Consider the following 14,761-nt stretch of genomic DNA (forward strand, 5'->3'; position numbering starts at 1 on the left):
GAAGAGGTCCCCGTTCCCGTCCCCGGTCCCGGAGAGGTGCTGATCGAGGTCAGGGCCGCCGGAGTGTGCCTGTCCGACGTCCACCTGATCGACGGCGGCCTCACCCCTGCCTTTCCCGTCGAGGCGGTCACCGGTTCGGGCGCGGTCACCCTCGGCCACGAGGTCGCGGGCGTCATCCACACCCTGGGCCGCGGCCTGTTGGGGGACTGGGCCCCCGGCATGCGCGTCGCCCTGCAGGCCGGCCAGGCGTGCGGAGCATGCACCGACTGCATGAGCCGCTCCCCCTGTCCACGGCCGCTCACCCGCGGCGTCGACTACGACGGCGGCTGGGCCGAGTACGCCGTCGCCCGCGAGGACACCCTCGCCCCCCTCCCCGACCACCTGCCCTTCGACCAGGCCGCCATCATCCCCGACGCGGTCTCCACCCCCTATGCCGCGATCACCGAGTCCGGGATGGTCCGGCCGGCGCAGTCCGTCGGCGTCTGGGGCGCCGGCGGCCTGGGCGCCCACGGCATCCGGATTGCCCGCCTGGCCGGCGCCGCGCCCGTCATCGCCGTCGACCCGCTGCCCGAGGCCCGTGAACGGGCCCTCGCCTTCGGCGCCGACATCGCACTCGACCCCGCCGACCCGGGATTCACCGAAGCCGTGAACCTGGCCACCGGCGGCCACGGTCTCGACGTCGCCTTCGACTTCGCAGGTTTCCCCGCGGTCCGCGAGCAGGCTGCCGCGGTCCTGGGCGCCGGCGGTGTCCTCGTCCTGGCTGGCCTCACCCCGGAACCGCTCACCGTCACCGACAGCACAGGGTTCAGCTACCGCGGCAACCAGATCCGAGGTCACTACGGCTCCGGACCAGAACACGTGACCCAGCTCATCCGCCTGGCCGCCACCGGCAGGCTCGACCTGGCGCCTTCCATCACCGATCACATCCCCCTGGCGGAGGCGGCCGGCGCCGTCACCCGGCTGGAGAAGAAGACCGGCAACCCGATCCGCCTCGTCCTCACCCCGTGAACCACCGCGCGCCCACCGGTGAATGATCTGGCCATCTGCGTCTCGTGGATGCAGCCATGGCAGGCGGCGCAGGCTATGACGGTCCTGCGGCGCTGATCCAGCATGACCTGCACTCAGTCGGACGGCGGCTGTTTGATCTCGAAGACTACGTCGGCTTTGCGAGCTCGACCGGTCGTCAGTTCGCTCGTAGCGTCAATCGACGAGTCAAATAGGGTGTTCGGGGTCGAGCAGATCTACTGTGCGCTGTCCAACTCCGCGGAATACGCCGGCCGGTTTCACCTCCAGCATCTACCCCTCACCACGCCTTCACCATACCTGCTTCGGCTGTCTGAATCCGTAGCAGCTGAATCGCGCTGCCTTCAGCCGCACTTCACGTCATTCCCAAAGAGTCGATCTACCGAGGATTCCCTTGGACCCGCAAACTCTGCTTCTCTCCATCTTCACGCCGGAGGGGCGGGAGAACCCGTTCCCGGCGCTTGAAGCACTCCGCGAGACCGCCCCGGTCTACTACGACAAAGACCTCGACACCTATTTCCTGACCACGTACGCGCATTGCCAGGCCGTGCTGACCGACACGGCCTTCCGCACCCCCGATCTGAGTTGGTGCGAGGAGCATCTCCCGGACTGGCGCGACCATCCCGCGGCCGACTTCTTCTACGCTTCGATGTTCCGCGCCAACCATCCCGACCACAGCCGGCTTCGCCGACTGGTCAATGCCGGGTTCACCCCTCGCCGCGTGGCAGCACTGCAATCCGCCGTCGAGGACCTGACCGACGGCTATCTCGACGCCTTGGCCGACGCCTCCGCGCACGGCCGTGCGGTCAACTTCCAGGAACTGGTCGGTTACCCCCTGCCCGTCGCGGTGGCGGGGGAGTTGATCGGTGTCCCGGCGGCGGACCGCCCCCGGTTCCGCAGGCTGGGCAGTGACGCCAGCCGGCTGCTCGAGCCGGTGCGCAGCCCGGAGGATTGGGCACGGGCCGACGCGGCGGTGACCGAACTGCGTGCGTACTTCGAGGAACTGCTCCAGCGCCGCCGGCGTGAGCCGCGCGAGGATCTCGCGACGGTGCTGCTGGAGGCCCAGGAGGGACAGGAGCGTCTGACCCGGCGGGAGTTGGTCGACACACTGCTCCTTGTCTTCGTCACCGGTTTCGAGACGGCCACGGCCACGCTCGGACTGGTCACCCACGCACTGCTGACACACCCGGACCAGCGGGACCTCGTGACGGGCGACCCCGAGCTCGCGGCTCAGGCGGTCGAGGAAGCGCTGCGCTGGGACTCGCCCGTCCTGATGACCGAGCGGATCGCCACCGAGCGGACCGAGATCGCAGGCGTGACCATCCCGGTTGGTGCCAACGTCACCACAGTCCTCACCGCGGCCAACCGGGACCCCGCCCAGTTCCCCGACCCGCACCGCTTCGACGTGCGGCGCTCCGGAACCAAGGTGCTCAGCTTCGGCGCCGGTCCCCACTACTGCCTGGGCGCCGCCCTGGCACGTCTGGAGGGCACGGTGGCCGTGCGCCGTCTCTTCGCCCGCTTCCCCGAGCTCGCCGTGTCGGGCGTCCCGGTGCGGCGCGAGTCCTACAGCCTCCGGGTCTACGAGAACCTCCCCCTGACGGCCCACGGCTCTGTGACATCCCCGGACCGGGCCACCACCATCACCCGCCACGAGAGCGAAGGAGTGACGTCGTCATGAATTTTCTCGGCACCGAGCGCGAGGTGCTCGAAGCGCTGCTCCCCGGTCTGGACGCAGCGCTCGCCCGCCACTCGCTGGCGGAGTTGGAGCGGCCCGGCGGCCCCGCCATCGCGGCGTTCCGGGAGGCCGGTGGTCCGGCCCTGCTGGTGCCGGCGCAGAACACCGGCATCGGGGCGGACCCGCTCCAGGCTGTGCGGCTGCAGAGGGCCGTGGGGGCACGTTGCCCGTCCCTGGCCGTGGCCACCACGATGCATCACTTCTCCGTGGCGAGCCTCGTGGAGACCGCCAAGCACGGGGCGGGCTTCGAATGGATGCTGCTGGAGGCGATCGTCGGCAAGCGGATGCTGCTGGCCTCGGGATTCGCGGAGGGCCAGACCGGTCAGTCGATCCTGCGGCCCGCCATCCGCGCCGAGCGGCGCGGTGGCGACGTGGTGCTGAACGGCAGCAAGAAGCCGTGCAGCCTGGCCCACTCCATGGATCTGCTGACCGCTTCGGTGGTGATGGCGGACGACAGCGGCGTCGAACGACTGGCGGTGGCCATCGTCCCGGCCGAAACCAAGGGCGTGTCCGTACGCCCGTTCTGGCGCAGCACGGTGCTGGCCGGTGCCGAAAGCGAGGAAGTGGTCCTCGAGGACGTCGTGCTGGACCCGCAGTTGGTCGTGCTCACCGATGTCGGAGCCGACGCCGTACTGGACTCGCTTCACATCGCGGGATTCCTCTGGTTCGAGCTGCTGATGACCGCCGGCTACCTGGGTACGGCGAGCGCCCTGGTGGAACGGGTGCTGCGGCACGGACGTTCCGCCGCCTTGGTGCGAGCGGAACTGGTGACAGACGTCAACGCGGCGATGCTCGGGGTCGAGGCCGTGGCCCGCGCCATGCGGGAGTCGCAGGCATGGGACGAATCGCTGCTCGTGGACGCGCTCATGGCGCGCTATGCAGCGCAGGACGCTATCGCGCGCACCACGCGAACCGCGCTGGAGGCGCTCGGCGGGATGTCGTTCATCACCTCGGACGAGGGGACGTACCTGGCGTCGGCGGCCGCGGGGCTGGGCTTCCACCCGCCGTCCCGGGGCCGGATGGCGCAGTCGCTGTGCGCGACCCTGGACGGAGAGCCGCTGCATGTCGGTTGAGGGCCCACACGGGGACGGCGACCCGCGGCGCTCCGCTCCGGGCGGACAGATGGTCCAGACGGCCCCGCGGTACACGGCGGAGTGTCTGACCACCGTCGACGACCTGCCGCGGGAGTTGTGGGACGCACTGGCGCCGGCCCACGATCCCATGTGGGGCCGGGAGGTCTTCACGGCCATGGAAGGGGCGGCCATCGGTCCGGACGTGTACGCCTACCTTCTCGTACGGGGAGACGACCGGCCGGTCGCGGTGCTGCCCCTCAGCGCGGTTCACGGTCTGCGGCTGGAGCGGGTCGTGGGTCCCGGCGAGCGGCGCCTGCTCGCCCCAGTGGCCCGGCTGTTCCCCCGGCTGCTGCGGGTGCCGATGCTCTTCTGCGGCAACTTCCTCGGGCAAGGGCACATCCCGGGCGAGGACCCGCTTGCGCCGCAGGCGGCCGAGCTGCTGGTGCGGGAAGTACTGCAGTTCGCCCGGCGGCACCGCCTGGGCACCGTCGTCTTCAAGGACTTCGCCCCCCGTGACCTGGACGCGCTGCGCCCGGCGCTGGACGGCGAGGGGTTCTTCATCGTCGCCGGTCTGCCCGACACCGAACTCCTGCTAGGCCACCGCGACTTCGAGGAGTACCTCGTCTCGCTGCCGGCCAAGCCTCGCCGCAACGCCCGCAACAAGATACGCAAGTTCCGGGCACAGGAGGGACTGCGGATCGAGGTGCTTCAGGAGTTCGGCGACCTCGTCCCCGACATGATGGGGCTGTACCGGCAGGTGATGGACCGCGCCGACCAGACGCTCGACGTGCTCGACGAAACATTCGTCCGGCGCCTGGCCAACAGCCCGGACGCCGATCAGCGGCTGGTCGCCTGTTTCGAGGGCGACCGTCTTGTCGGCTATCTGCACTGCCTGTTCCGTGGCCGCGGCGCGGTCGGGGCCCGGATCGGTCTGGACTACCGGCTGGCCCACCGGGCGCGGCTCTACCACAACCTCCACTACGCGGCGATCGAGCTGGCGATCACCCGCGGCTGCCGCCACATCCGCTTCGCGCAGACCGCCTACGAGCCGAAACGGGAACTCGGCTGCGAACTGGTCGAGCAGAACTACGCGATGACCCACACCCGCCGGCTGCCCCGCGCCGTGCTGCGTCTGCTGTTGCCACGGGCGCTGGAAACCGCACGCGAACAGGCGCTGGCCCCGAAGTCCTGACCGCGACGTGCCTGCCGACGGCCGCCCCCTGCCACCCCCTACGAGAAAGAGACCGCCATGCCCCTTGTCCAGGTCGAGATCACCATCGCTGCCCCGCCCGAGGACAGCTGGAAGGCTGTCGTCGATGTCGAGAGCTACCCCGCCTGCATGGACAGCGTCCAGTCCGTGGTGGTCCTCGAAGGCTCCGGTGAGGACCGCAGGACGACGGCGTGGTCCGTCCGTCTGAAGGGCTCCGTTCTGGAGTGGGTGGAAGCGGAGCAGCTCGACCACGCGTCCCGGCGTTTCGACTTCCACCAGGTCAGCGGCGACCTCGCCCACTTCGTGGGGCACTGGGCGGTTCGCCCCTCCGACGGCGGCGGCAGCCTCGTGTCGCTGACGGTGGAGTTCGAGATTGGTATCCCCCTCCTCGCGGAGATGCTCAACCCGGTCGCCGCCGCCGCGCTGCGGGACAACGCCCGGCAGATGCTCCAGGCGCTGGAGCGGCGGCTCACCGCCGCTGTCGACGGCTGAGCCGGTGCTCGCCGCCTCCGTCCCCTCACCGATGCCGTCCCGAAAAGACCACGTACCCGGCTGTTCGTCCCCCGTCAAACGCGGCCCGGTCCGGCCGCCCCTTTCTACAGGAGTTCCCGTTGGGAACCAGCTCCATGACCAGCGCCCACGCCGCCAGCCGGGTGTTCGACACACTCCGCCGTCACCAGTCTCCGCAACTCGCCCTGACCGGCAAGCTCGCGGGGCAGGGTGCCGTGGAGTCCAGTGCGCTGGGCGCCCGTGTCACCCTCTCCGACGGCCGTTCCGTGCTCGACTTCGGCTCCTACGCCGTCACCCTGCTCGGCCACCGTCATCCCCGTGTGGTGGAAGCCGTCGGCCGACAGCTCGGCGTCATGCCGACGTCGACCCGCAGTCTGGCCAATCCCGTGGCGGCCGAGGCGGCGGCGCGGCTCGCCGACTACCTCGGGGGCGGACTGCCCAAGGTCTACTTCGGCCTCAACGGGGCCGACGCCGTCGAGGTGGCGGTGAAGCTCGCGCGGCTCGCCACCGGGCGGGAGCGGGTGCTGGCGGTGACCGGTGGTTACCACGGCAAGACGCTCGGGGCGCTCTCCCTCACGCACAGTCCGATGTTCCGGGCGGGACTGCGGGGCTGTGTGGTGGATGTCGTCCATCTAGACCCCCACGACCCGCATGCCGTCCGCGAACAGGTGTCGGCAGGCCCCGTCGCGGCCGTCGTCTTTGAGCCCGTGCAGGGCGAGAACGGCGCGGTTCCGCTGCCGACGGACGTCCTGCGGCAATGGTGCGAGGACGCCCGCGCCCACGGTGCCTTCGCGATCGCCGACGAGATCCAGTGCGGGTTGCGGCGGTGCGGGGAGCGCTCGGTCGCCCTTGCCGACGGCCTGCCCGTCGACGCCGTGCTCGTCGGCAAGCCGCTCGGCGGCGGCGTGATGCCGCTGTCCGCCGTCGCATGCACCCAGGAGCTGTACCGGCCGCTGGAAATGGACCCGTTCCTTCATTCGGCGACCTTCGGAGGGCACCCACTGAGCTGTGCCGCTCTCCCCGCCGCGCTGGACGCCGTCGAGGAACTCGCCGAACATGGCAGGAAGTTGTCGGACGCGCTCGTCGACGGTCTGCGTGACCTCCGGCAGCGTCATCCCCGCGTGATGAGCGGATACCACGGCCGGGGACTGCTGTGGGGCATCGACTTCACCACACCCGCGGCGGCGGGCGAGACCGTGGTCTCGCTGGCCAACAACGGGCTGCTGGTCTCCCCGTGCCTGGGCCGCCCGACCACTGTGCGTCTCCTCCCGCCGCTCGTCACCACCGATGCGGAGTTGGACGAGGCCATGGACATCCTCGACACCGCGCTGACGGCGGCCGGCACGGCGGTCCACGACTGACCGCAGGTCCCGCGAGCGTTGCCGCTCCACCGCACGACTCCGGAAACTCACCCTCCGGATATGAACCATCACCTCCTCTCACTCATACCAGCATCAAAGGAACCGAGTTGACGCACAACGGCCCCGCGGGCACCAGGACCGCTGACTCTGTCGGCGTACCGTCCTCTTCTGACACGTCCTCTGCCGACCTGTCCGCCGTGGTCCGCGAGACCATCGCGGAGGTCCTCGGGACCACGCCCGACGCCATCGTGGACAGCACCGACCTGCGAACCGAGTACGGCATCGACAGCCTGGAGCTGATGGCGATCGGAGCCCAGCTCGAACGCGTACTGAACGTGCCGATATCGGCCGAGGACCTGATGGGGGCCGACACCGTCGGCCAGGCCGTCGAACTCCTCGCGCAGCGGAAGACGGGGCGGGAATGACTCCGCAACAGCACCACTCAACGGCCGGCCGATGGCCGTCCGAACGCCCGCGCGTCGTCGTCACCGGGATCGGTGTGAAGACCCCGGCAGGCCTCACCCTGGATGAGGTCATGAGCACTGTCCTGGCAGCACGCTCCACCGCCGCGCTCCACGACGAGCTGGCCGAAGGCAGCTCTCCGGTGCACTTCGCCTGCCGTGTGCCCGAGTTCGACCCCGAGCCCTACGTCACCCGCCGGGAGCGCCGCCAGATCGACCGCCCCACCGAACTGGCGCTGTGCGCCGCCGTTGACGCCGTCGAACAGGCCGCACTGTCCGGCCTGCCGTCGGCACGGGTGGGCGTCCATCTCGGCACGGGTATCGGGGGGCTGCCCACCATGGAGTCGAGCGTGCGTGAGCACTACGGGGACTCCAGGCGCATGCCCGTGCACGCCGTGCCCCGGACCATGGCCAACTCGGCCGCCGCCCGGGTGGCGATGCGCTACGGCTTCCGTGGTTCGTGCGTCACGTACAACACGGCCTGTGCCAGCGGCGCCACAGCCATCGGGGAGGCCGCCCGCCGGATCCAGTACGGGGAGCTGGACGTCGCCGTCGGCGGCGGCTTCGATGCGGCGGTGACGGCTTTCATGCTCACCGGCTTCTCCCGGATGCAGGCGCTGTCCACCCGCAACGATGCTCCGGAGCAGGCGAGTCGCCCCTTCGACGCCCAGCGTGACGGCTTCGTCATGGGCGAGGGTGCCGCCGTCCTCGTACTGGAGCGACGCGAATCGGCGCTCGCCCGCGGGGCACACATCTTCGGCGAGGTCGCGGGGTACGCCACGAACGCCGATGCCCACCACATCGTCGCACCGCATGCCGAGGGGACCGTCGCGGCCGTGTGCATGGCCGACGCCATCGCCGACGCCGGACTGCTGCCGGCCGATATCGGCCAGATCAACGCCCACGGTACCTCAACGCCGGCGAACGACAGTTCGGAGGCCACCGCCATACACCGGTGCTTCGACGGCCAGGCGCCGCCCGTGACCGCCGTCAAGGGCGTCACCGGGCATCTCATCGGTGGCTCCGGGGCGCTGGAGGCCGCCATCTCCCTGGTCTGCGCGGAGCGCAGGATCGTGCCGCCGGTCGCCAACCTCACGGAGCCCTCCGAGGCCGACCGGATCGACGTGGTCTTCGGTGCTCCACGCAGCGTGGACCGTGCCCCCGTGCTGTCCAACTCCTTCGGTTTCGGCGGACAGAACGTCTGCCTGGTCCTGCTGCCCGCCACGTGAACTTCTGAGGAACTCCTGCCATGCGCATCCTCTCACTGGTGCCACCGGTGTCGTCGGCGCCGAAGTCGCCTCGCGTCTCGCCGCCGGGACCGCCGACCGCAGCGGCCCCCAGATCGTCCCCACCGCACGCCGCCCCACCGGGAACTCGCCCGTGCGCTGGGACATCGGCGCCGAGCCGGCGCCCGATGCCCTGACCGCCCGGCCGTGGGACGTCATCGTGCACACAGCGGCCTCCACTCGTTGGACCATGACCCGTGACGAGGCCACCGACGCCAACATCCGCACGCTGCGCGAGGTGCTCGCACTGGCCGGTCCCGACACCCATGTGGTGCATGTGTCCACCGCCTACGTCGGTGGCGTGCGTGCCCCGGAGGATCTACGGGGCGCCGAGTTCGAGGGCTACCGCAACGGCTACGAGTGGTCGAAGGCCGTATGCGAGGACATCGTGACGACCGAGCACCGCGGACCGGTGACCATCGTCCGTCCACCACTGGTCATGGGACGCCGCGAGGACGGCCGCATCGCCCGCTTCTCCGGCCCTTACAGCCTCTTCCCCGCGTTCGTCTCCGGCCTCGCGGCCGTCGTTGTCGGCGACCCGGCCGGCTATGCCGAGATCAGCCCCGTGGACGAGGTCGCCGAGGTGATCGCCGCCGCGGCTCTGGGTCCGGCACCGTCCGCGCCTCGCACCGAGGTGATCGCCGCAGGCCAGGACAGCCTGCGTCTGGACACCCTCGTCGACATCACATGCGACACTCTCAACGCGTTCCGGGCCGAGCACGGCGTCGAACCGATCGCCAAGCCTCCGACGGTGTCCACCGAGAGCTGGAACCGCTTCTTCCTGCCGCTGGCCGAGCAGTGGCTCTCCCCGGTCCAGCAACAGGCCGTGAAGCTGCTGGCGATGTTCCAGAGCTACACCAGCATGAGCGAGCCGTTCCCGCCCACCTGTCGGGTGGCCGACCCGGGTGGGGTGATGGCGGCATCGGTACGGCACTGGGCGCAGAGCAAGCCACGCCAGGCGCTCGGCCGGCCCACACCGTGGACGCTGATCAACGCCGAGTGACCGGGCCGAGTCGCGGGGGGCGTGGCCAAGGGGTCCTAATCCTTGAGTAGTGGCTCCGGTCGGTCTCCTCTGGGGGGCTGGCCGGACCGTTGAGCCATGGCCACTGCAGGACGTTGGCGCCGTTGGCGGTGCCCCCGCTCTGCACGTCGGCGGCCTTGCCGCTGTGCCGGGCGACGAGCCGGTAGACGGTGCCGTCGCCGGGCAGCGTGGTGGACACCAGGGCCGGCTCGGCCGTCCGGCCGCCGATCCTGACGCCGCCGATGTTGGCGTAGCCGCCGGTGGCCGCGTTGACCTGGATCCGCACGAAGCCTACGTTCCGGGCGGGCCATTCGGCCACCTTGATGGCGCGGTTGCCGGCCCACGTGCCGGTGGCGACCTGGGTGAAGTTCGTGCCGTCGGTGGTGTCGTTGCGACTCCACTGCTTGGGCAGGTACTCCAGGGTGGAGACGTTGCTCCACAACCCGCCCAGGTCGATCGTGATCGAGTGGGGCAGGGGCGAGGGCAGTCCCCAGGTCGACCAGCGGGTCTCGTAGCGGACGTCGCTGAGTCCGTCGATGGCGTTCAGCGGGCCCTCGCCGGTGCGGAAGGCGGTGGCGTTCGCGTTGACCGGTGTGACGGGGTGTTCGGCTCGCAGGGGCTGGGTGGGCAGCGGCGGCCGGGAGGTGTCGGGGCTCCATGCCGCGCCGACCTCGGCGAGTCGGTTGACGATGTTGGTGTCCAGCAGGCCGTTGCGGTTGGGCGGGCGGTTGAGGATGAACGAGGTGTACTTCGGTTCCAGGTCGGCCAGGTGCGAGAGGATCGCGTCCTTGCTCATCAGGCTCTCGGTCGGCGTGGTCGGGTGCCAGAACCAGCCGCCGCTGATGGTCTGTCCCTGCATTCCGGCGTAGGTGTTGCCTGCGGGCGCCGTGACGCCCAGCGGCTCCTCGAAGAAGATCGCGTCGCTGAGGAAGGGCTCCGACAGTCCGCCGATGTCGATCATGACGCAGTCGGGCTGAAGCTCCTTCACCAGTGAACGGATCCGCTGGTAGGAGACGGCCTGCTGCCCCATCTGCCATGCGTAACCGTCGGTCATGAACATGCCGATGGTGCCGTAGTTGGTGAGCAGCTCGCGGATCTGGCCGAGGATGAAGGTCATGTCGGCGGGCTGGATGGCATCGGTGATCTCCAGGCCGGTCACCCTGTGCCGGCTCTCCCATGCCTCGACGCCGAAGGTGCGGTCCCATAACGAGTAGTAGAGCCCGACCTTCAGCCCTTTCGCCCGGAAGGCGTCGCAGTACGCCTTCACCACGTCGTGCTTGTAGGAGCTGTTCGCGACGTTCTGGGTGCCGTAGGCGCTCGGCCACAGGGCGAAGCCGTCGTGGTGCTTGGTGGTCAGGATGCCGTAACTCATCTTCGCGGCAGCCGCCGCGTCGGCCCACTGTCCGCAGTTGACACTCGGGGGAGCGAAGAGGGTGGGGCTCTGGTTCGGGGCAGCCCACTCCTGGTTGGTGAAGGTGCCCAGGCTGAATTGGTTGAACATGCTGAACCGCATGTCGACCATCCTGCTCAGGTTGGTCGGGTGTCCGCGGCGGACGCCTGCGACAGAAGGCCGGAGAAACCGGGGACGAGCGGCAGAGCGGTCGCGGCGCTCGCCGCACCCGCCGCGCCGAGAAACGTACGGCGAGTCATTCTCGATGAGGACATGGCCCGCTCCTGTGGATCGAATGGCATGGATGGCGGTGACAGCGTGCTGGGGAGTCGACGCAACCGGCGTCATCACGGAACTACGTGCAGGCTGGCCCGCCAGGTGAATTGACCCCCTGAGTTCGGCCCCGGCACAGGCGTTAGGCGCTGGGCAGCAGGTCTTCCGTTCGATACAGGGACCCGGGCGCAACGGCGAAGCCCGCCGTGGAGGACCACCATGCCGACGAGCGGCCCCTTCGGCAGGAGATCGGCTCTGACAAGGTCTTCTCCTGGCAGTTCACAGGACAGCACACGCGGCCATGACCGGCCTTGAATACGGCGTGTGTTCAGCGACTAACATAGGACGTATTAGCGGACACCAGTCGGTCATCTGTCTAGGGTCTCGACGGAAATTGGCAGACGAACGCATAGATTGCCGCTTACAGGCGCGTTCGAGCGCCGGGCTGAGCTACTCGATTCATCGGAGTTTCTTGCCCTCGGCGGATCGAGTGAAGAGGGTAGCTGGGCTCTGCAGATGCCGACCTCGGGCTGTTCCACCGAGATCCGGAGCCTCGGCAGAAGACGGCGTTCCCGAACCAGGCGGACGGTGTCGGACGTGCATGGTGGTAGACGGCTCGCTGGATGTAGGCCGGAGCCGGTCGAGCCTCTGATGTGGTCGGAGCACTTTGTGGCGCTGCTCCTGCGAACAAGCCCACCACTCGCCGAAGCGCGGCGGACCTGCTGCAGGGCGACGTCCTGCCCGGCTACGGGGGCGGGGACGCCGTAGGGCCCGGCTGCCAAGAAGGGTTCAGCCAAGTCGTCTGCGGCGCAGGTGTCGTACGACGGCGGGCCGTACTTGGAAGAACACGACCGTGCACACAGGCGGACGTCGGCCCAGAACATCTTGCGCCGAGGCCCTGGCCCGGAGGGGGTGCTTCCTCCGGGCCAGGGCCTCGGCGCGCGGCGGCTGATGCGCCGGGCGCGCAGCCGGGTCAGGGGACTCGCTCGGGCTGCTTGTGCTGCACCTGCGGGGCCTTCTGGAGGCGTGTGCCTTCTACGTCGAGGTCGGGCAGGACGCGGTCGAGCCAGGCGGGGAGCCACCAGGCGTGGCGTCCGGCGAGGGCGAGGACAGCCGGGACGAGGGTCAGGCGGACGGCGAAGGCGTCGATGGCGACGCCGACGGCGAGCGCGAAGGCGATGGGCTTGATCAGGGCGTCGTCGAGCGGGAAGAACCCGGCGAAGACGGTGAACATGATCAGGGCGGCCGCGGTGACGACCCGGACGCTGTGCCGCGCGCCGTCGATCACCGACCCGCGAGCCACGCCCGTGTGGACCCACTCCTCCCGCATCCCGGAGACGAGGAACACCTCGTAGTCCATGGCGAGTCCGAAGAGCACGCCGATCAGGATGATCGGCAGGAAGCTGACGACGGGACCGGTGTGGGCGAGGCCGAGGGTGTCCGCCAGCCAGCCCCACTGGAACACGGCGACGACCAGGCCGAGCGAGGCCGCCACCGACAGCAGGAATCCGACGGCGGCCTTGAGCGGGACGACCAGCGAGCGGAACACCACGGTCAGCAGGATCAGGCTCAGGCCGACGACGATCGCCATGAACGGCAGCAGGGAGTCGCTGAGGCGGGTCGAGACATCGATGTTGACGGCGGTGGTGCCGGTGACCGCGACCGTCGCTCCGGTTGTCTCGCGGATGTCCGGGGCGGCGGCACGGATGTCGCGGACGAGCCGGTCGGTGCGGGCGCTGTCGGGACCGGTCTCGGGTATGACCTGGATGACGGTCTGCGCGGGCTCGCGTGTGGGTACGGGGGGCAGGACCGCCTTGACCCCCTTGAGGTCCCGCAGCTTCCGCGCTGCCTGAGAACCCGCGTGCGCGCCCGGCCCCTTGTCGGTCTCGGTCAGCACCAGGAGCGGGCCGTTGAAGCCGGGGCCGAACTTGTCGTCGACCGTGTCGTACGCCTTGCGTTCGGAGGAGGCGGCCGGGGCCGAGCCGTTGTCCGGCAGGGCAAGGCGCAGGTCCGCCACGGGGAGCGCCAGTGCGACGAGGACGCCGGCGACGGCCAGGACGGTGAGCAGGGGCTTGGCGACGACAGTCCGCACCCAGCGGGCGCCCAGGGTCGCCCGGCCGGCTGATCCGTCGGGATCGGTGGCCCGCCGGGCCTCCTTGCTGCCGGGCTTCGGGGTCAACCGCGTGCCGGCGAATCCGGCGAGGGCCGGGAGCAGGGTGATCGCGGCCAGGACCGCGACGAGGACGGCTCCGGCGGCCCCGAGGCCCATCACGGTCAGGAACGGGATGCCGATGACGCCGAGTGCGGCCAGGGCGATGATCACGGTGCTGCCGGCGAAGACGACCGCGCTGCCGGCCGTGCCGTTGGCCAGTGCGATGGACTCCTGCGGGTCGGTTCCGCGGGCGAGCTGCTGGCGGTGGCGGGACAGGATGAACAGGATGTAGTCGATGCCCACGGCCAGCCCCAGCATCAGCGCGAGCGTGACGGCGGTGGAGGAGATGCTGACCGCCGGAGTGAGGGCGAACAGCCCGGCAAGCCCCACGGCCACGCCGAGCAGGGCGGGCAGCAGCGACATGCCCGCGGCGAGCAGGGAGCCGAAGGTGACGACGAGGACGAGCACGGCGACGGCGACACCGATGATCTCGGACGGGCCTATGTGCACGCCGTTGCTGCCGTAGGCACTGCCGCCCACCGACGTCCTGAGCCCGCTCTTCTCGGCCGCCTCGGCCGCCCGTTCGATCACGTCCAGGGACGAAGGGTGTACCTCGGCCCGCTGCACCGAGTACTGCACCTGCACGATCGCCGTGCTCCGGTCGGCCGAGACGGCCCCTGACAGGCCTGGGCCTATGACGGCTTCGACCTGGGGCGCCTTCGCGACCGCCGCCTCGGTTCCGGCGATGGCCGCGGTGTACGGGGCCTCGGTGATGCGGTGGCCCTCGGGTGCGGTGAAGACGATCTGGGCGCCCGCTCCGGAGGCTTCGGGCAGCGTCTTGCCGAGCGTGTCCAGCGCGCGCTGGGACTCGGTGCCCGGCACGGTGAAGCGGTCGTCGAGCTTGCCGCCGAAGACGCCGGCGCACGTAATGAGCGCGGCCAGGACCACGAGCCAGATACCGAACACCAGCTTGCGATGGCGGTAGGCACTGCGGCCCAGCCGATGGAGCAGGACTGCCATGGCGAACTCCCAAGAGCGGTAAGGGGTTTCTCGGACGTCTCGTCGCGGACACGGACGCGGGACGAACGGCGGAACGGGTCGGCCGCGCCGTGGAGCGGCTGCGGGCATGAGGCATTTCGGTGCCAGGGCGGCATCCGAGTGCTTCGAGCACCGACTTTAACAGTTGCTCAAGTTGGGTGACTAAATCATTCAACTGGAACTAACGACATTGTCAGCTGACCATGTCGCCTGTATGGTGATGGTCAC

The 14,761-nt window shown here is 69.8% G+C and carries 10 protein-coding genes and 1 pseudogene; 9 read left to right on the forward strand and 2 right to left on the reverse strand.

Annotated elements, in window-relative coordinates; all coding sequences use genetic code 11:
• Positions 1-36 precede the first annotated feature (36 nt).
• The 9 genes from CES90_RS46105 (at position 37) to CES90_RS46145 (ending at position 9,662) form a co-directional block, all read left to right on the forward strand.
• Positions 37-1,008, forward strand: a complete 972-nt coding sequence (locus CES90_RS46105; RefSeq protein ID WP_232791390.1) for a zinc-binding dehydrogenase — start codon at positions 37-39, stop codon at positions 1,006-1,008.
• A gap of 409 nt (positions 1,009-1,417) precedes the next feature.
• Positions 1,418-2,701 carry a cytochrome P450 gene (locus tag CES90_RS46110; protein WP_208921657.1) on the forward strand — a complete coding sequence of 428 codons (1,284 nt, stop codon included), beginning with the start codon at positions 1,418-1,420 and terminating at the stop codon, positions 2,699-2,701.
• Positions 2,698-3,831, forward strand: a complete 1,134-nt coding sequence (locus tag CES90_RS46115; protein ID WP_208921659.1) for an acyl-CoA dehydrogenase family protein — start codon at positions 2,698-2,700, stop codon at positions 3,829-3,831. Before CES90_RS46110 ends, CES90_RS46115 begins: the two co-directional genes overlap by 4 nt.
• Complete coding sequence (locus CES90_RS46120) at positions 3,821-5,023, forward strand: GNAT family N-acetyltransferase (protein WP_232791391.1); 1,203 nt, start codon at positions 3,821-3,823, stop codon at positions 5,021-5,023. The genes CES90_RS46115 and CES90_RS46120 overlap by 11 nt, the downstream gene beginning before the upstream one ends.
• A 57-nt stretch (positions 5,024-5,080) precedes the next feature.
• The gene (locus tag CES90_RS46125; protein ID WP_107468046.1) at positions 5,081-5,533 is read left to right on the forward strand and encodes a type II toxin-antitoxin system RatA family toxin; all 453 of its coding nucleotides are present in this window, start codon (positions 5,081-5,083) and stop codon (positions 5,531-5,533) included.
• 134 nt (positions 5,534-5,667) lie between these two features.
• Positions 5,668-6,912, forward strand: a complete 1,245-nt coding sequence (locus tag CES90_RS46130; protein ID WP_055542018.1) for a class-III pyridoxal-phosphate-dependent aminotransferase — start codon at positions 5,668-5,670, stop codon at positions 6,910-6,912.
• A 107-nt stretch (positions 6,913-7,019) separates the two neighbouring features.
• Positions 7,020-7,337, forward strand: a complete 318-nt coding sequence (locus CES90_RS46135) for an acyl carrier protein (RefSeq protein WP_181362298.1) — start codon at positions 7,020-7,022, stop codon at positions 7,335-7,337.
• A complete protein-coding gene (locus CES90_RS46140; RefSeq protein WP_208921661.1) occupies positions 7,334-8,602 on the forward strand; it encodes a beta-ketoacyl-[acyl-carrier-protein] synthase family protein in 1,269 nt (422 codons plus the stop codon). Before CES90_RS46135 ends, CES90_RS46140 begins: the two co-directional genes overlap by 4 nt.
• A gap of 4 nt (positions 8,603-8,606) precedes the next feature.
• Positions 8,607-9,662 (forward strand): SDR family oxidoreductase, encoded by a 1,056-nt coding sequence (locus tag CES90_RS46145; protein ID WP_208921957.1) that lies wholly within the window; start codon positions 8,607-8,609, stop codon positions 9,660-9,662.
• 88 nt (positions 9,663-9,750) lie between these two features.
• On the opposite strand, the pseudogene CES90_RS46150 reads toward CES90_RS46145, so the two are convergent.
• Together CES90_RS46150 and CES90_RS46155 are read right to left on the reverse strand one after the other, a co-directional pair.
• Positions 9,751-11,330, reverse strand: a pseudogene (locus CES90_RS46150) (alpha-L-fucosidase); the annotation flags it as partial.
• Between the two features lie 986 nt (positions 11,331-12,316).
• Positions 12,317-14,515 (reverse strand): MMPL family transporter, encoded by a 2,199-nt coding sequence (locus CES90_RS46155; RefSeq protein ID WP_208921664.1) that lies wholly within the window; start codon positions 14,513-14,515, stop codon positions 12,317-12,319.
• Between the last annotated feature and the right edge of the window lie 246 nt (positions 14,516-14,761).

The sequence above is a fragment of the Streptomyces capitiformicae genome, from assembly GCF_002214185.1.
GTDB classification, from domain to species: domain Bacteria; phylum Actinomycetota; class Actinomycetes; order Streptomycetales; family Streptomycetaceae; genus Streptomyces; species Streptomyces capitiformicae.